The organism is Blautia coccoides, assembly GCF_034355335.1.
GTDB classification, from domain to species: Bacteria; Bacillota; Clostridia; order Lachnospirales; family Lachnospiraceae; genus Blautia; species Blautia producta.
Window position 1 is genome coordinate 2,206,658 of record NZ_CP136422.1, and the last position, 17,953, is coordinate 2,224,610.

A 17,953-nucleotide genomic window follows, 5' to 3' on the forward strand; every position below is an offset into this window, starting at 1 on the left:
TACTATAAAGATTACAGTTTATTCATTCAATAATAACGAAATAACCCATACAAAGGGGCTGTCGGGAAATAGATAGCCTAAAACAGGGGAGGATTTGACCATCATCGGTCACATCCTCCCCTTGAACTATATCCTAAAACAGAAAAAAAGATGGCTAACGACAACCATCTTTTCCTCCGTTCCATGTTATAATAGAACTATGCTTAAACAAGATTATTATAACGAATTTTTTGATTTAGGGCAACAGAAAATTAACTTCAGTTTCTTCGAATTGCATTTACCCGATGACGATCCAGTCTATACCCTAAAAAAAGTGATGGAGGAATTAGATTTTTCAGGCCTGCTTGCCTGTTGTTCAGATAAGGGAAGAACCGGGTACAATCCAATCATGATGTATGCTGTCGTTACCTACGCAAACATGCGCGGAGTGCGTTCTGTTGACCGTATTGTTGAATCATGCGAAAGGGACCTTGCTTTTATCTGGCTGACCAAAGGGCAGAAACCGAAGCGGGATGCTTTCTATGAATTCAAGAATAAAAAACTGACGGGTGATCTTCTGGATGAGCTGAATTACCAATTCATGCGCCAATTGAAAAAAGAGGGCCTGATCACGCTCAAAGAACTCTTTATTGATGGTACGAAGCTGGAAGCCAATGCAAACCGCTATACTTTTGTCTGGAGAGGGAGCATCAATTACCATCTTGCAGGTCTTTTGGATAAGATAGATGCACTTTATGAAAAGTACAATACACTTCTGCATGAAAATGGGTATGCAGCGAAATACGACCTTGGGGATGCAAAGATGTTCATCATCGAAGGCATGGAAAAAGTCAGGCGTGTGATTGATGAAAACCGGAAACGAAAACTGACAAAGCATAAGAAGCTCTCAAACAATACAATCATCGAAATAGATAACTGCTCCCCTCTTGAGATTTTGAAGCTTCAGAAGAATCTGATGCAGATTACAGAAGGTGAGGGGATATCATTCGTCCACAGTAAGGGAAAAACGAAGTCCGAGCTTCAAAAACTGTATGAGGAACTGGAGGAATGCGGAAACCGCCTGATGGGATATAAAGAATGCTTTGAAATCATGGGGAAAGACCGCAACAGTTATTCCAAAACGGATCTGGAAGCAACGTTTATGCGGATGAAGGAAGACCACATGCTCAACGGTCAGTTAAAACCAGCTTACAACGTTCAGATCGCGGTGGAGAACTATTTCATCGTTCACGGATACGTGAGCAATGACCGTACAGATTATAACACCCTGATCCCGGTTTTGGAGAAGCATCAGAAAGCCTTTGGTAAAGTATTGGATGAAGTGACAGCAGACAGCGGATACTGCAGCGAGAAAAACCTCTTGTATCTGAAACACAATGGGATTGCCAGTTATATCAAACTCCAGGATCACGAAAAACGGAAAACCCGTGCCTATAAAGAAGATATCAGCAAATATTACAACATGACAACCCATATCTTTGAAGATGAGCGCTACTATATCTGTCATGACGGAAGAGAGCTTCGTCATATCCGGACAGAAAGTAAGGAGCAGGACGGGTATAGCCAGACATGGGAAGTCTATGGATGTGCAGATTGCAGCGGCTGTGAACATAAATCCCGTTGTCTGTATAAGTACAATGCGGAAAAAAACAGTGACCGAAATAAAGTCATGAAGATCAATGAGCAGTGGGAGGAACTGAAAGAAGCATCCAATGCCAACATCCAGAGTGAGAAGGGGATCCTGAAGCGCCAGATCCGTTCCATCCAGACCGAAGGGCACTTCGGGGACATCAAGGAAAACGAAAACTTCCGTCGGTTCAATTACCGCAATTCAGAAAAAGTGTATAAAGAATTCATGCTGTATGCAATTGGCCGGAATATAAATAAATATCATCGGTTTCTTTACCATGAGATCGAGAAATACGCAGGAAAATCTGATCAAAAGACAGCTTAGCTGCCAGAGCGGAGCTGCAAATATGTAAAAAGGGGATTTTGCGCCCTAAAATAGGAGAAGTAAAGAAAAACAAGCATATCCCGCAGAACGTCCTTTGCTGAAAAGCAAGGAAATCTGCGGGATATGCTTGTTTTGGTGTAGGGGCTTTAAAAATCAGTATTAACCGACAGCCCCTTTTGTGCTTATAGCAGTAAAAGTTCTTTTCTCCGATTTGGATTTACAAAACATTTCAAATCGGAGAAAAGAACTTCAAAAGATACTTTAAGAATAGATATGTTTATAAAATACCCATGTCAAGGATTTAGCATGACTGATGCATAGAATATATTATCCTTCCATTCAAACCGCACATCTCCGTTGTACCGTTCCACGATGATCCGGGCGGATTCTGTTCCCATGCCGAAGTCATCACGCCTGCTGGAGCGCAGCTTTCCCTTTTCCCAGATGGGAGGCTGAGAGCTTGTGTTGTCGACAGTGAGGGAGAGCATGGAGCTTCCGGTCTGCCGGATATTTACCCGGACAAAATGCGGCCCGTTGGAGACAGCGCAGGCATCCAGTGCATTTTCAAGCAGGTTGCCCAGCAGTACACAGAATTCAGGTTCCGGAATAACAGTATGTTCTTCCATACGGACAGAAACTTCCATATCTACCTCTTCCTGCATGGCTTTTTCCCCATAATAGCGCAGCAGCGCGTTCACTGCATAATTTTTACAATATATGCGCACAGTGTCAGGCGGCAGTTTTTCTCCATAAGACTGCACATAGTCAGCCACAGCTTCCAGGCTGCCGCTCTCGATACAGCCCTGGAGCGCCATAAAATGCTGTCTGAGGTCATGACGCGCCCGGCGGGTATCCTCCATATTTTTCTGGAGAATCCTGTATTGCGATGCCTGCATCTGTAGAAATTCATTTTCCCGGTGGAGCCGCATGGTTTTTCCCAGTCCCCGTGCCATCAGATAAAACATCAGATAGAAAAGAAGCATCAGGGCCAGCAGCACAAGTATCAAAATCGGATAAAATATCAGAACCCCTTTGATATATAGTAAAGAATAATCCGTCGGCTGCAGCATTAGGTTCACCCCAATGAACACCACCGGCACGATCCAGAATACATACCAGGTGCCGGGCATCTCCATCTCATTTAACAGCCAGCGGGCACAGTGGGTAGCCGGGTACCATAAGGCGCCCAGAAGTATCCAGGCCAGCAGGATATAGACGGCTCCCCCCTTTAAAGTAAACCAGGGCGCAGTGTTGCCGGGGGCAAACAGTGCGTCCGCTATGATGGCCAGATTGGTGATACTTGACAGTACACCGCATACAGCCAGCAGAACGCTCACGGATTTCCAGGCCGGCAGTTCTACCATATGTCTGAAGATCAATGCAAATCCTATAAGTGACGGGAACAGCCATATATTTCCGTCCCATCTATTGTAAAAGCAGACTGCGCCGCCTGCCGCTGCCCATAAAAGCAGTGCCGGAATGCCAAACAGAGCAGCCTTTTTACCCATCCCCCTCAAATGCCCTTTCATGGGCAGAAAGCACAAGACAGCAGCCGGAACCACAACAGAAAGTTCCAGCATGGGCCGGAGTATATCTAAATCTGACATTTAGTATCCTCCTCTTGCCTGTGCAAAGGAGTAGTCGGAAAATTGTTCCCGTACATTCCGGTATTTCAGTCTGCTGATTGGAACCAGTGTTCCGTCTTTTAAAAGGAAATGGTCTGAATACAGCTTGACCACAGCCTCAAAGTTTACCAGTATCCCTTTCATGCAGTCGCAGAAATAGGGATACTTTAACAATTGTTCCGCAAATTCTCCTTGGTTCATAGACACGGTAAGTGTTGTTCCATCCCTCATATGCACCAGGATCCGGCGGTCTGCGTATTCCGTCCAGGTGATAGGGTGCAAAAAGAGTTTCCTGTCTGTTCCCCTGTCCGGCACAATAATGAATTGTCCCTGTTCCAGAAAAGCCGCGCTGCAGCGGTCCAGAGCCAGAGAAAGCTTTTCATAGGAATATGGCTTTACCAGATAGTAAGAGGAATCCACCTCATAGCTGTCCACCGCGTATTCTGCGGAGGTGGTGGTAAAGACCAGGCGGCAGGCATCGTCACATTCCCGGATGCGCCGGGCTGTATCCATACCATTCATACCTTCCATAAAGATATCCAGGAAAATAATATCATAACGGTCCTTCTGAAACTGTTCCAGAAAGGTTTCCCCGTTTTCAAATAAAGCAGGACCTGGAATGAGAGGGACAGCATGCTCATCTGCCCAGCGGCATACGTTGCTGCGCAGATATTCTAGGTCTGTCAAAAGATCATCTATAATTGCAATTCGCATTGCGTCATCCTCCAATCGCGAAAGAATAGATTTCCAAATCCTATTTTATCACACATTGTAACGTTGAGGATGCATGTTGTGCAGATTTTTGACATCTTGTGTAGGAAAGATTGACGGAGACAAGAGAACATGGCAGATTGTTTACAGAGTCTATAGAGCAGGTTCTGTCAGACGGGTTGGTTTTATGGGGAATGAGAGACAGATCGAAAAGGAGGTGTCCAATGATAGCAGCACTGTATGATGAAAATGCCGGGGAACGAAGACAACTGGCCGATTATCTAAAACAATGTGGGCGGGAAGAACTGCGGACTGTGAAAGTAATACCATTTGAGAGCCATGTGGAATTCTGTAAGGCAGTGCGGGACCGTGTGGAGAATTTTGACCTGCTGGTGGTTGCCCAGGACGGAACCTTCAGCCTGGAAGTGATGGATATGCTCCGGCAGTATACCACGGAGATGAAAATATTCTGGTTTTCTGACCTGGATTTTTCGGTTCGTTCTTATTCTTACGGTACTTTGTGGTTTGGAAAGAAGCCGGTTGATCTGAAGGCCATGCGCAAAGCGTTTAAACGGGTTATTTAACGTGAGTGTTTGCCGAAAACAGGATAGTAAAAGCTGCCTTTTTAGATAAGGACAGGTGTGGCGAAATGAATGCAGCACAGTGGATATACAAATAAATAGTTATAAAGAAAACAAAAGGAAAAAAGATAGATGAATAACACAGGATTGATTTTGGAAGGCGGTGCAAACCGGGGAATATTTACAGCAGGGGTACTGGACTGTCTGCAGGAGCATGGGATATACCTGCCCTATGCGGCAGCAGTTTCTGCGGGTGCTTTCAATGCCATGGATTACGCTTCCGGGCAGAGGGGAAGGTCTCGTGCCTGTATGATCCCAAATGGAAGAAACCGTCCGCCTATCCATTGGAGCCACTTTTTGAGGAGAAAAGGTATGATTGATTTTGACCTGGCCTTTGATGAATATCCTAACCGGCTTCTTCCCTTTGATTATAAAGCTTATGAAACATCCGAGACAGACTGCGAATATGTGGTGACAGACTGCCGCACAGGAAAAGCGGTGTATCTGTCGGAACGGCATAATGGGAAACGGCTTATGCGGATTGCCAGGGCGAGCTGCAGCGTACCTTTTGTATGCCCTATGACGGAACTGGATGGGAGTCTGTATCTGGATGGCGGCATATCAGATTCCATCCCCATACGTCATGTCATGGACCGCGGCTATAAAAAAAATATCGTGATTCTTACAAGAGAAAAAGGATACCAAAAACCTGTGACAGGAAAACCCCAGAGGCTGAGCCGCATGTTGTACAGAAACTATCCGGAGCTGGTAAGACAATTGGAAAGTAGAAACCAGCGCTACAATGAAACAATAAAGTATCTGGAAAAACTGGAGACAGAGCAGAAGGTATTGCTGATCCGCCCTCATAAGGTACTGGTCAGCCGGGCAGACAACAATACAAAGCGGATGGAAGCTTTTTACCGTCAGGGATATGAGACGGCAGATAAAAAACTGGGAGAGATCCGGGATTTTATTTGTTCCGGCAGGGAGTAAAAGATGCGGAAAAGGAGAGTAATATGCAGAAAACAGACAGTATGAACAGTGGAAAAGAAATTCATATCTCAATGACTGGAAGAGAGCATAATACATGGCAGGGCATAATTGTTGAAGGAGAACAGACGATTCCGTTCTCCAGCGAATTGGAATTGCTCCTTTTGATGGAAGAACTGCTCCAGCAGAGCAATAAATCAACTGACGATGAAGGCAGGGCGGTTCGTGTCGAAGACTAAAAAGAAAATACAATAAAAATTTGCTGCTGATCACAGATGCTGCGATTGGAATCACAATCTGGGCGCTGCTTTTCCGTTAGCAGACACCGGAGCTGGCTCCGGATTATGCTCCGCAGGAGGCGGAGGAATATGCAGAACCGGTGGAAAAAACCAAATAGTAATGACCAATTTCGGATCTATGACATTTACTTTGTGGACGGCAGTGGCCAGAGGTATGAAGTGACAGAGAAGATGAGTGTAACGATCAGTCTGAATGGGGAATATCGGTCTCCTACAGTTTATTATGTATCTTCGGCGGATAGTGCTGTTTTTATGTAGCCATAGGCGGTCTGCCATGAGTAAATACTGTTTTTGACTATCCAAAACAAGAAATATACTTTGAAGCTCAGGGTGTGTGCACCTGAAAGTATTTATGACAGGGAAGAAAACCACTTTTTGTGTTTGGGAATCTATGGTAAAATTTGCAGGAGATTTGCAGCCTAAGCAAAGAATTTACAGCTCTTATACCAGTGATTTCCGCAGCTTTACAGAGCAATTTGTCTATTTAGAGACAGAAAACTATGTAATTGATGTGGATATTGTACGGGAGAAAGGGGGGAGGGATAACTGATATAAACTTGATATAAAACAGGTGCTGAAGATTTTTTTCAAAGTCTTGCGCACCTGTTTTATTTTGTTTTAGCAACAGGTATTATTTATATATATCCTTCCAGTAAAAATAACTATTCTGTATTGCAGTATACAACTGTGCAATATCTCCTTTTTCTAATTTTTCCAACAGATCATAATGGGTATCAATTAGATATTGGCGCTGCCCGTCTTTCATTACCTTTTCCACAGTCTTTAAACGGGAGTGGTATGTGAGCTTTGTTATCATATCATTTTCCAGAATGATCAATTTGTTGCCCGTCATTTCAGCTAATGCGGTGTGGAAATCAATATCTTTATCAATGATTTTTTTATAATCCACCGGCTCCTGGTTGATCGCTTTTTCTAAATCTTCCGCAATGCGGTGCAGATGGTCTTTTTGATCAGAGGTCAGCGTTTTTTCTGCCAGAAGAAGAAAAATTCCGTTTTCAAAGACCTTTCTTAAATCTATTAATTCTTCGTAGGAATCCTCTTTTTGAAGTATCAGTCCATACAGCATAGGGTTGATGCCCTGTGGTTTAAAGGTATCACAGACAAAGGTGCCATTGGGACGGCGCACTTCTAGAATCCCATAAGCTGTCAAAGTGCGGATCGCTTCCCGCACGGTATTTCTTCCAACTCCAAAGTTGGCGGCCAGTTCAGGCTCCGGAGGAATCCGTTTTCCGGGTTTAAGAGTGCCATCAATGATTGCTTGTGTCAGGCGGTCTATTAAGATATCAACAGCTGATTTAACTGATATAGGATCCATATAATTGGAAGTATTCATAAGTTGTTATTCCTTTCTTTTTTTCTATGCTTTAACGTCCTATGATGGAACATATATTCAGTTTACATGATTTTGGAGTAAATTTCAAGAAACATTACAATTTGGATGGGCTGTCGGCTATTCTTGGATATTATGCATAAAATAGCAAATGAAAAATTATAGGAAATATACAAAAAGTAAAGAAAATGAAAAAAGAGGTTGAAATTCATAAAAAGTATTGTATAATGAACCTATCGACACATCATAGGATGATGGAACAAAGATAGGAGGAAATAGAATGAAAACGGTAAATGAGTTAAAAGAACAGGCAATAGAGCTTCGCAAGACAGCGCTGACCATGATATACCAGGCTCAGTCAGGACATCCCGGAGGTTCTCTCTCTGCTGCGGATATTGTGACAGCCTTATATTTCAAGGAGATGAGGATCGATCCTGGCAGCCCTAGATGGCCGGACAGGGACCGTATGGTACTTTCAAAAGGACATGTGTGTCCAATCCTGTATTCCGCATTGGCATTGAAAGGATACTTTGGCAAAGAAGAGCTTTCTACTTTAAGAAAACAAGGGTCAATACTCCAGGGACATCCTGATATGAAAAAATGTCCCGGAATTGATATCAGTACAGGTTCTCTCGGACAGGGAATCTCTTGTGCAGCCGGCATGGCACTTGCAGGTAAGCGTGATCATAAGGACTACAGAGTTTTTGTGCTGGTTGGTGATGGGGAATGCAATGAGGGGCAGGTATGGGAAGCAGCAGAGGCAGCGTCAAAATACCAATTGGACAATATGGTAGTTTTTGTTGATAACAACAGGCTGCAAAATGATGGGACCTGTGCTGACATTATGCCAACCGGGGATTTAAAAGAAAAATTCCAGGCATTTGGATTTGAGGCTTACCGTATCAACGGTCATTCCATGGAAGAGATAGTGGCAGCTCTTGACCTTATAAGAGATAGAAAAAACGGAAAGCCGAAGGCTGTTATCTGCGATACTGTAAAAGGGAAAGGGGTATCCTTTATGGAGAATGTGCCTTCCTGGCACGGAGTGGCGCCAAATGATGAGGAATATAAAACAGCAATGGAAGAATTGGAAAGGGGATTGGAAGCATGAGCGGAAAAGCTTTGAGGGAAGCATTTGGAGATGAGATGCTTGTATTGGGAAGAGAAAATAAAGACATTTACATTGTGGATGCAGATGTGGGGAAATCCTGCAAGACTCTGGCATTTGCGTCAGCTTATCCGGACCAGCATGTGAACGTGGGCATTGCGGAGCAGAATGCCTGTGGAATGGCGGCAGGGCTTGCTGCCACAGGCAAGATACCATTTATCAGTACATATGCAGTTTTTGGTTCCATGAGGATGGTGGAACAGATCAGACAGGAAATCTGTTATCCAAAGCAAAATGTAAAGATCGCCTGTTCTCATGGGGGACTTACACCGGCCAATGACGGGGCCAGCCACCAGTCCATTGAAGATATGGGGATTTTGAGAACTCTGCCTAATATGACTGTCATTATGGGCGCAGATTACTATGCCACAAGAAAATTGATCAGGCAGGCTGCAGAATACGAAGGACCGGTATATCTGAGATTTACAAGGGATGCCATTCCTTTTGTGTATGATGAGAATGTTGAGCTGACTATAGGAAAAGCCAATCAGATCCAGGATGGAAGCGATGTGGCTGTGATTGCCAATGGAGATACGGTCTGCATAGCAAAGAAAGCAGCAGAAATCTTAAAAGAAAAGGGATACAGTGTCAGGCTTTTGGATATGCACACGATCAAGCCCCTGGACGTAGAAGCGGTAAAAGACTGTATTGATACTATTGGCAAAATAGTTACCGTGGAGGATCATAACATCATCAATGGTCTGGGCAGCGCTGTGTGCGAGGTAGTGGCAGAGGCCGGAAAGGGTATTGTAAAGAGGATCGGAGTGCAGGACTGTTTTGGGCAGTCAGCGCCTTACGAAAATCTGTTGGATATGAACGGTATAACGGCCGAGGAAATCGTAAGATCCTGTGAAGAGCTATGCAGAAGGCAGGGGGAAAACAAATGAAAATAGGATTTGTGGGCCTGGGTAATATGGGCTATAATATGGTTAATAATTTGCTGAAAAAGGGTTTTGAAGTATATACCTATGACGTATTTGAGGAAGCTGTAAAGCGCACAGAAGCAATAGGTGCGAAAGGTGTTTCCTGCCTGGGAGATTTGGGGAAAAAGGCTGATGTCATCCTAGTGATGGTTATGAATTTTCAGCAGGTACAGAGTGTTGTGCTGGGAGAAGAAAGACTGCTCGAGGCGATGGACACCGACAAGGTACTGGTGGTATCCAGTGCGATCGCTCCGTCCCAGACAAAGGAAATCGCAGATATGGCATTGAAAAAAGGAGTTCATTATGTGGACTGTCCAGTAAGTGGAGGGAAAACAGGAGCAATCGAGGGAACACTGACCATGATGGCAGCCTGTCAGGAAGAAGTTTTCGGGAGGATCAAAGAAGTCCTTTTTGCTATGGGAAGCAATACATATTATGTAAGCGATATTATTGGCAACGGGCAGGTTATGAAAAGTATAAATCAGGTGATGATAGCTGCCGGCATGACAATTGTCTCCGAGGCTGTAACGATGGCAGTTAAATCCGGTTTAAAACCGGAGATGATATATGAAGTGATATCAAAATGTACAGGCTGTAATGACGTTTTTCGTGACAAACTTCCTCTGATCATGAAGCGTGATTTTGAACCGAGAGGGCCGGTGGATATATTTATTAAAGATCTGTCCATAGCACTGGACATAGGCAGGGAAGTAAAATCCCCCATGTTCGTCAGTGCCCTGGTAAAACAAATTTTTACTTGGTCCAGCGCATGCGGATACGGACAGGATGATTTAGGTGCTTTGATCTGTGCATATGAAGATTGTGCAAATATTAAAGTAGAGAAAAAACAGTGATAACAGGGAGGGTCTATGGATATTAAAGTAGTAAAACTAATGAATAGAATACCTGGGGGAATCATGGTCATTCCGCTTTTGGCGGGGGCACTGCTCAATACTTTCCTGCCGGGTACACTGACAATAGGGGGATTTACAACAGGACTTCTAAAGGAAGGAACCTCCTGTCTGATGGGTTTGTTTTTAATCTGCTGCGGGGCATCTATCAGTTTTAAACAGGTGGGGGCACCACTCTATAAAGGGGCATTGCTGACAGTCCTGAAACTGATCATTGGTATAGCCATTGGCTGGGGTGTTCAGTACATGTTCGGAAATGAAGGGATTTTCGGGATCACACCGGTAGCCTTGATCGCAGTCCTAACTAATTCCTCCGGTTCTATTTACGCTACCCTGGCGGACCGGTTTGGCGATTCTACAGATGTAGGTGCAGTATCGGTCCTGTCAATAAATGACGGCCCATTCCTTACGATGGTTGCGCTTGGGGCAACCGGGATGTCTGACATACCGTTTATGGCGCTGCTGGCAACAATCCTGCCGATCATCATCGGAATTGTATGGGGTAATCTTGACGGGGAATTCAGGGAGCTGTGCAGCAGAGCACTGCCACTGATCATCATCTTCCTTTCCTTTGTTCTGGGAGCTGGAATGAGCTTTGTGACAGTTATTCAGGCCGGAGCATCGGGAATTGTTCTGGGAGCAGTCGTTCTTGTCTTTTCCGGGTTACTGCTCAATGCACTGTATTGTCTTATTTTGCGCAAAAAAACGGCTGTTGGTGCAGCGGCCGGAACTGCAGCCGGAAATTCAGTGGCAACTCCTGCGGCCATCGCTGAAGCTGACCCCGGTTTTGCGCCCTATGCGGCAGTGGCAACAGCACAATGTTCGGCAGCATGTGTCATGACGGCTATTTTATGCCCTGTAATGGTGGCTCTGCTGGATAAACGGATCAAGAAAAAGCAGTTAAATGTTCAGAATATGAAGGAAGAAAAGATAATAGGAGGAAAAGAAGTCCATGAAGAATGACAGAATTATATTAAAAAATGTAAATGTATTTGACGGTATCTCAGATGAGCTGCAGGAAAACTGTATGGTGGTAATAGAAAAGGGTCTGATCAGGGAAATTATCAAGTCAGACTGTGAGAATGTGGAAAATGCCAAGGTGATCGATCTGAAAGGTTGTACGGTTTCTCCGGGCTTTATCGACTGTCATATGCACATGCTGCTGGAGGAAGTGACAGATAAGGAAACATCCCTGGCAACAGCCTCACCGGGAGGAGAACGCCTGGACACAGCACAGGCAGCGGTTGCGTATCTGGGGGCTTATAACTGCAGAAGAATGCTGGAAGCAGGTTTTACAACGGTAATAGACGGCGGCGGCAACAATTATATTGAATGCGCGCTGAAAGAGGCGATCAACAAAGGATATTTCGATGGTCCGGATTTATATATAGCAGGAAAGCAGATCACAACCAATAAAGCGCATTTTGTGGGATTTTCCATGGAGCCATATGGTCCCTATGGCATGCGGAAAGCGGTGCGGGATCTGATGTATCACAGTGTGGACCACATCAAGCTGCAGCTTAGCCCGCCCATCCGTATGATCGGAAGGAATTCGCAGGCCTGTGATTTTACAGTGGAGGAAATAGAAGCTGCAATCGATGAAGCGCATAATTATATGACACCGGTCCACGCACATTTAAGGGGGGCTGAGGCCATCAAGAGATTCCTAAGGGCAGACGGGGATCTGGTAGTGCACGGTACAGATATAGATGAAGAAGGTATTGAGCTGATGATGAAAAAGGACCGTTATCTTCTGGCAACTCTGTTGTCGCCCACCCCGACACCATCGAAAGAACTGGTGAATGCGAAAAATAAAAGTGTACTGGATTTATTGGCATCAACAGCAGAGCGGCATTGGAGAAGTATAGAAAAAGCTTATAAAGCGGGCGTGAAGATCGCCTTTTCCACGGATGCAGGTACTCTCGGTATTGCACCGGGAACCAATGCCCTGGAGTTTATGAACCTTCAGAAGATTGGAATGAGCAATGCAGAGGCTCTGAAAGCTGCCACCTCAGCAGCGGCAGCAGCTATCGGACACAGCGATACGATTGGAAGGATCGTTCCGGGATACCGGGCGAATCTGACAGTTATGTCTGGAAATCCGCTGGAAGATTTAACTGCCACTCAGAGGATACTCATGACATTGAAAGATGGAAAAATAGTAAACGATAAAAGAGATTAACAGGAGGAGATCATGAAAATAGTTGTGTTAGACGGATATACATTAAATCCCGGAGATTTGAGCTGGGCAAGTCTGGAGGCTATGGGGGAGACTGTCATTTATGACAGAACCTCTCTGACGGATCACAGGGAAATCATCCAAAGAATCGGTGATGCGGATGCTGTTCTCACAAATAAAACTCCTCTGCCCAAAGAAGTGCTGGAGTTCTGCAGCAGCGTGAAATATATTGGTGTACTGGCTACAGGGTACAATGTAGTGGATGTGGATTATGCTAAGAAGAAAGGGATCATTGTCACAAATATCCCTACATACGGAACCGCGGCAGTGGGACAGTTTGCCATTGGGCTGCTTTTGGAAATCTGCCATCATATCGGCCACCACAGCCAGGCAGTTCATGACGGCAGATGGGAAAATAATCCGGACTGGTGCTTCTGGGATTACCCGCTGATCGAATTAGACGGCAAGACAATGGGTATCATTGGTTATGGACGCATCGGACAGGCAACCGGAAGAATAGCCCAGGCATTGGGGATGCGTGTGCTGGCATTTGACGCACATAAAAATCCGGAACTGGAATCCGCATCCTGTAAGTATGTAGAATTGGACGAACTGCTGGCCAATTCAGATGTGATCGCGCTTCACTGCCCCTTATTTCCTGCAACGGAAGGGATAATCAATAAAGATAATATTGCAAAAATGAAGGATGGGGTGATCATACTGAATAATTCCAGGGGGCCTCTTGTTGTGGAACAGGATCTGGCAGATGCACTGAATCATGGAAAGATTGCAGCAGCCGGTCTGGATGTGGTATCCACAGAGCCGATCAAAGGGGATAATCCCCTGTTAAAAGCAAAAAACTGCTTTATCACACCTCATATTTCATGGGCACCAAAGGAATCCAGAAAACGTCTGTTAGATATTGCCATCAACAATCTGCGGGAGTTTGCGGACGGGAATTGTGTAAATGTTGTTAATCGCTAAATCAAAAGGAATAACCTTCCTGCCATAGGTTATTTTACATGGATATTTGTTCATAGCTGTGATGGTACTGTACAATTACAGGAACATTCATTTCATAAAAGTGTTAAAGAGCTGCACAGAGATTGCTGTGCGGCTCTTTTGTGAATAAGTTTTATTCCACTCCTGTTAGCGGGGGCTGGTTATTACAATCTGTTTTTGGCACGTTTTTTATTGTTCTCAGCAATATATTCGCGAGGTGAAGATTTAAAATATTCCCGAAACGCCTTATAAAAATTGCTGCTGTTGCTGTAGCCAAGCAATAAAGCAACTTCTTCGATAGGTAAATTTGTTCCCTTTAACAGAATAACGGCACGTTCCATTCGCTGTTCCAGAAGGATCTCCGAAAAAGATCTGCCCAGTTCCCGATGCAGTAGGGTGGATACATAGTTGGGGTGATAGGAAAAATGTTTTGCGATATCCTTCAGTGTGACACTGTCGAAATGCTCGCTTATGTACTGCACGATTTTTTCTGATAAACGTTCACAGGGGGCGGTCTGGTTTGCCTGAACAAACTGCCGTGCCACCTGCAGCAGAAAAGAGAGGGTGAGGGATTTTAAAACAGCCTGGGTGTCTTCCTGCTTATTTGCGTACTCAATGACCATCATTTCAAGCAGCGTGCGTATATTGCAGTCATGTTCAATCTTGAAATGCATAAATTCATCGGAAAATTCATTTGTGGCCGGGTCAAGCAGAAAATGAAACAGCTTGGTGTTGGAGGAGAGCATTGGCAAAAAAGTCCTAAAAAAGGTTTCACGCTGTATAAGAACACCGATGATCGTTGTCTCTTTATCATCATGTACACAGAGTGCATGTCCGGCAAAGGGCTGCCCTGCATAGAGTTCTCCCTCACGGATCGTAATGCGGTTGTCATACTTGAAGCTGATGGAATCATATTCGCCCTGGTAGGTGAAGTTGAAATAAAAAAAGTCATGCCGGTGGAAAAGCTCCTGCCGCCCGCCGCTTTGATGGACACAGATCAGGATTTCTTCCTCCAAAGGTCCGGGCCAGCAGAACATTTTTTCAGATTGGCTTCCCACAGGGAAATCATGGTAGGTCCAGTCTAAGGTTAAAAATTGTTCCCGAAGCTGTTGGATGGAAGCGCACAATACTTCTTTCCCCACATCATTTCCCTCCCCTTATATATTTAAAGACCAGTTAAAATCATCATGATAGATCATTTGGTGGGTCATACCTCCGTCAATACAGATATTTTCTCCTGTGATAAAACCTGCTTTATCGGAGCAGAGATACAGGACCATATGGGCTATATCAAGGGGATTTCCCACGCGTCCGGCGGGATGCTGCGCTGCATCGGCACCAGCATATTCACGAAAGCCGGTATCGATCCATCCGGGGGAAACAGAATTGACCCGCACCCTGCCTGCAAAGCTGCATGCAAGCGCATGAGTTAAGGCAGATATGCCACCTTTGGCTGCAGTGTAACTTTCCGTCTGCGGCTGGCTCATTCTATCGCGGGAGGAAGAGATATTAACGATGGCGGCACCCGGCGCAAAATACTGTGAAAACAATTTGGACAGGTAAAAAGGCGCAGTCACACCGACCCGAAGAGCATAGTTAAATTCTTCATAAGAGCACGTGTCAATTCCCTTCATCAAAGGAAGGGCATTGTTGATCAGATAATCCACATGTCCATGATCAGAAATCACTTTTTCCGCAAAACAGGAGAGCGTTTTTTCGTCGGCGAGATCACCTGTAAAATAGCCTCCGGGCTGTTTATCAATTACACATACAACAGCGCCCTCCTTTTGAAATTCATCGGCAATACTTTTGCCAATCCCCTGTATGCCGCCAGTGATGACGGCGATTTTGTTATGGAACATTTCGTTGGCCTCCTTTGCAGATCTTGGTTTGATTATAGCAAATGATATTAGAAAATACCAGTGATGTTGTTAAGTTTCAGCGCTGTTTTGTTCCCAAGTTTTCTTTATGATCAGGGTAGTAAAAGTTTAGGAGGAATTTTATGAAATCTCAAATCTCAGGCGGAGGAAACTCCGCTTTTTATCGAAAGCTGCTGTCGCTTGTTCTGCCCATCGCATTTCAACAGTTTATGTTGGCAGCGGTCAGCGCATCGGATGCATTGATGCTCGGTTTTGTTAATCAGGATTCCCTTTCTTCCGTTTCTCTGGCAGGGCAGATCACATTTGTCTTTAATCTTTTTATGGGCGGCCTGACAATGGGAACGAGTATACTGGCAGCACAGTATTATGGGAAAGGCGATATGAAATCCATTGAAAAGATATTTGCCTATGTCACTAAGGTATCCTTTTTGATCTCCGCGGTATTTTTTCTGGCATCCTTTTTTGTTCCGGAAATGCTGATGCGTATTTTTACGCAGGAGTCCCAGCTTATTGAAGGAGGCGTTGTCTACCTGCGGATCGTGGCAGTATCCTATTTGTTCACCGGCATATCGCAGATTTATCTCTGTATATTGAAAAACACGGGATACGCAGTGAAAAGCATGGTGATCGGGTCAACCGCAGTTGTGATCAATATTTTTCTGAACGCTTCCCTTATCTTCGGATTATTCTTTTTCCCCCAAATGGGGATCGCAGGTGCAGCGCTTGCCACGTCTGTCTCAAAGCTGATTGAGATGGCATGGGCGTTCATGGAATCCCTGCGGGAAAAACATGCGCGGCTTTATGTGAAGCTTTGCTTTTCTGTTGAGCAGCAGTTGGTAAAAGATTACTGGAGATACAGCCTTCCCATGCTGGGTGACTATCTTGTCTGGGGAGTGGGCTTTACAATGTATTCTGTTATCATGGGGCATTTGGGAAATGATGCGGTGGCTGCTAATTCGATTGCAAATATCGTAAAAAACCTGATCGTGAGCTTTTGTACAGGCCTTGCAAATGGCGGCGGTATTATTGTGGGCAATGAACTTGGTATGGGAAATTTAAAACAGGCGAAAAAATACGGGGGTATCCTTTGGAAGATGGCGGTGATCAGCGGTGTGGTATCAGGTCTGCTGTTAGTCGCGCTTTCTCCGCTTATCATAAATGTGACAGCTTTAAGTCCGCAGGCTACGGAATATTTGAAATGGATGCTGATACTTTGTGCCTGCTATATGATTGCAAAATCCATCAATATGATGACCATTGCCGGGGTATTCCCTGCCGGAGGCGATTCAAAATTCGGTTTGATCTGTGATACGGTAACCATGTGGGCATTTGCGGTTCCGGCAGGTTTTCTTGCCGCTTTTTATTATCATCTGCCGGTTGTCATCGTGTTCCTCATTATCAATCTGGATGAGGTGGTAAAGGTCCCGGCAGCGATTCTGCACTATAAAAAATATGGCTGGCTGAAAAATATCACGAGGGAAAAGGAGATACAGTTGATAACTCAAGAATGAGAATTTACCTGCGCGATTTTTTGACCGCAGTATTCTTGATAGAAAAACCGTTTGATAATAATAAGGAGAAAATGGAATGACAGAACTTGAAAAATTAAATGCCGGACTGGAATACGATTTTTGGAATGAGGAGGTAGATGGACGAAAGATACATGCCTTAGAATGGTGCCAAAAGCTAAATGCGATTCCGATGCAAAATGCAGAGGAACGGACAGCAGCTATCCGTACCCTGTTTGGCTCTGTCGGAGAAAATGCCACTGTCCTGCCGGTCTTCAACTGTGATAATGGCAGCAACATTCATGTGGGTGAAAATTTTCTCGCGAATTACAATGTGACCATTTTAGACATTGCACCGGTTCGGATCGGAGATTATGTAATGATCGGTCCAGGTACATTGATCACTACGGTGAATCATCCCCTTTCACCGCTCGGCCGCCGCAGGCACCTTGGCATTGCAAAGCCGGTCAGCATTGGCAGTGATGTGTGGATCGGCGGTAATGTGACCATTTTACCGGGTGTTTCCATTGGTAATAATGTGATAATTGCTGCCGGTGCTGTTGTCACAAAGGATATTCCGGATAACTGCGTTGCAGGAGGTGTTCCGGCAAGGCTTATAAAGACATTAGAAAACGATATAAACTAGTCATCGAGGAAGTGACATTCATATTTCGGATATTTTTCGGGAATTGAACACGGAGCGTATGTCCCCAGCATCTTCCGGACATAGATTTATTTAGGGAAGCTGCCGGAAAATTTGGTGAGGAATAGGAGAGCTAAATAAAGATTAGGACAGACATGTATCCGGTAAATATATTCTATTGTTGACAAATATGACCATAAAACCTATAATTTAATTAAAAATGATTAA

General features: G+C 44.6%; 17 protein-coding genes and 2 pseudogenes. 14 read left to right on the forward strand and 5 right to left on the reverse strand.

Annotation, left to right across the window (positions count from 1 at the left end):
• Positions 1–199 precede the first annotated feature (199 nt).
• Positions 200–1,954 (forward strand): IS1182 family transposase, encoded by a 1,755-nt coding sequence (locus BLCOC_RS09720; RefSeq protein WP_115625424.1) that lies wholly within the window; start codon positions 200–202, stop codon positions 1,952–1,954.
• A gap of 293 nt (positions 1,955–2,247) precedes the next feature.
• On the opposite strand, the gene BLCOC_RS09725 is transcribed toward BLCOC_RS09720, so the two are convergent.
• On the reverse strand, positions 2,248–3,561 hold the full coding sequence (locus tag BLCOC_RS09725; RefSeq protein ID WP_115625164.1) for a sensor histidine kinase: 1,314 nt from the start codon (positions 3,559–3,561) through the stop codon (positions 2,248–2,250).
• Entirely contained in the window at positions 3,562–4,293 is a 732-nt protein-coding gene (locus BLCOC_RS09730) for a LytR/AlgR family response regulator transcription factor (RefSeq protein ID WP_018596250.1), read from the reverse strand.
• A 221-nt stretch (positions 4,294–4,514) separates the two neighbouring features.
• Here BLCOC_RS09730 and BLCOC_RS09735 point away from each other — a divergent pair, with 221 nt between their 5' ends.
• The 4 genes from BLCOC_RS09735 to BLCOC_RS09750 all read left to right on the forward strand — a co-directional run bounded on the left by BLCOC_RS09735 (position 4,515) and on the right by BLCOC_RS09750 (position 6,418).
• Entirely contained in the window at positions 4,515–4,874 is a 360-nt protein-coding gene (locus tag BLCOC_RS09735) for a hypothetical protein (protein WP_018596252.1), read from the forward strand.
• A gap of 129 nt (positions 4,875–5,003) precedes the next feature.
• Entirely contained in the window at positions 5,004–5,864 is an 861-nt protein-coding gene (locus tag BLCOC_RS09740; protein WP_115625165.1) for a patatin-like phospholipase family protein, read from the forward strand.
• 23 nt (positions 5,865–5,887) lie between these two features.
• Positions 5,888–6,100 (forward strand): hypothetical protein, encoded by a 213-nt coding sequence (locus BLCOC_RS09745; protein WP_131918406.1) that lies wholly within the window; start codon positions 5,888–5,890, stop codon positions 6,098–6,100.
• A 129-nt stretch (positions 6,101–6,229) separates the two neighbouring features.
• Entirely contained in the window at positions 6,230–6,418 is a 189-nt protein-coding gene (locus tag BLCOC_RS09750) for a hypothetical protein (protein WP_018596255.1), read from the forward strand.
• Between the two features lie 373 nt (positions 6,419–6,791).
• On the opposite strand, the gene BLCOC_RS09755 is transcribed toward BLCOC_RS09750, so the two are convergent.
• Entirely contained in the window at positions 6,792–7,514 is a 723-nt protein-coding gene (locus tag BLCOC_RS09755; protein WP_115625168.1) for a FadR/GntR family transcriptional regulator, read from the reverse strand.
• A 277-nt stretch (positions 7,515–7,791) separates the two neighbouring features.
• On the opposite strand from BLCOC_RS09755, the gene BLCOC_RS09760 reads away from it, so the two are divergent.
• The 6 genes from BLCOC_RS09760 to BLCOC_RS09785 are packed head-to-tail and all read left to right on the forward strand — an operon-like array spanning position 7,792 to position 13,676.
• Positions 7,792–8,622: a transketolase gene (locus BLCOC_RS09760; protein WP_018596258.1), complete on the forward strand. Its 831-nt coding sequence runs from the start codon at positions 7,792–7,794 to the stop codon at positions 8,620–8,622.
• Positions 8,619–9,566: a transketolase family protein gene (locus BLCOC_RS09765; RefSeq protein WP_115625169.1), complete on the forward strand. Its 948-nt coding sequence runs from the start codon at positions 8,619–8,621 to the stop codon at positions 9,564–9,566. The genes BLCOC_RS09760 and BLCOC_RS09765 overlap by 4 nt, the downstream gene beginning before the upstream one ends.
• Positions 9,563–10,456 (forward strand): NAD(P)-dependent oxidoreductase, encoded by an 894-nt coding sequence (locus tag BLCOC_RS09770; RefSeq protein ID WP_165907311.1) that lies wholly within the window; start codon positions 9,563–9,565, stop codon positions 10,454–10,456. The genes BLCOC_RS09765 and BLCOC_RS09770 overlap by 4 nt, the downstream gene beginning before the upstream one ends.
• 15 nt (positions 10,457–10,471) lie before the next feature.
• Positions 10,472–11,476: a 2-keto-3-deoxygluconate permease gene (locus BLCOC_RS09775; protein ID WP_018596261.1), complete on the forward strand. Its 1,005-nt coding sequence runs from the start codon at positions 10,472–10,474 to the stop codon at positions 11,474–11,476.
• On the forward strand, positions 11,466–12,695 hold the full coding sequence (locus tag BLCOC_RS09780) for an amidohydrolase family protein (protein ID WP_115625171.1): 1,230 nt from the start codon (positions 11,466–11,468) through the stop codon (positions 12,693–12,695). The genes BLCOC_RS09775 and BLCOC_RS09780 overlap by 11 nt, the downstream gene beginning before the upstream one ends.
• Before the next feature lie 12 nt (positions 12,696–12,707).
• Positions 12,708–13,676 carry a D-2-hydroxyacid dehydrogenase gene (locus tag BLCOC_RS09785; protein WP_115625172.1) on the forward strand — a complete coding sequence of 323 codons (969 nt, stop codon included), beginning with the start codon at positions 12,708–12,710 and terminating at the stop codon, positions 13,674–13,676.
• Between the two features lie 182 nt (positions 13,677–13,858).
• On the opposite strand, the gene BLCOC_RS09790 is transcribed toward BLCOC_RS09785, so the two are convergent.
• Together BLCOC_RS09790 and BLCOC_RS09795 are read right to left on the reverse strand one after the other, a co-directional pair.
• On the reverse strand, positions 13,859–14,836 hold the full coding sequence (locus tag BLCOC_RS09790; protein WP_115625173.1) for a helix-turn-helix transcriptional regulator: 978 nt from the start codon (positions 14,834–14,836) through the stop codon (positions 13,859–13,861).
• A 15-nt stretch (positions 14,837–14,851) separates the two neighbouring features.
• Positions 14,852–15,556, reverse strand: coding sequence for an SDR family oxidoreductase (locus BLCOC_RS09795; protein WP_018596265.1), 705 nt, complete (start codon positions 15,554–15,556; stop codon positions 14,852–14,854).
• A 140-nt stretch (positions 15,557–15,696) separates the two neighbouring features.
• Here BLCOC_RS09795 and BLCOC_RS09800 point away from each other — a divergent pair, with 140 nt between their 5' ends.
• From BLCOC_RS09800 to BLCOC_RS27755, 3 genes and pseudogenes are all read left to right on the forward strand, one after another.
• The gene (locus BLCOC_RS09800; RefSeq protein WP_115625174.1) at positions 15,697–17,085 is read left to right on the forward strand and encodes an MATE family efflux transporter; all 1,389 of its coding nucleotides are present in this window, start codon (positions 15,697–15,699) and stop codon (positions 17,083–17,085) included.
• A gap of 76 nt (positions 17,086–17,161) precedes the next feature.
• Positions 17,162–17,272 (forward strand): annotated as a pseudogene (locus tag BLCOC_RS27750) (hypothetical protein); the annotation flags it as partial.
• Between the two features lie 282 nt (positions 17,273–17,554).
• A pseudogene (locus BLCOC_RS27755) lies at positions 17,555–17,704 on the forward strand (DapH/DapD/GlmU-related protein); the annotation flags it as partial.
• Positions 17,705–17,953: the final 249 nt, after the last annotated feature.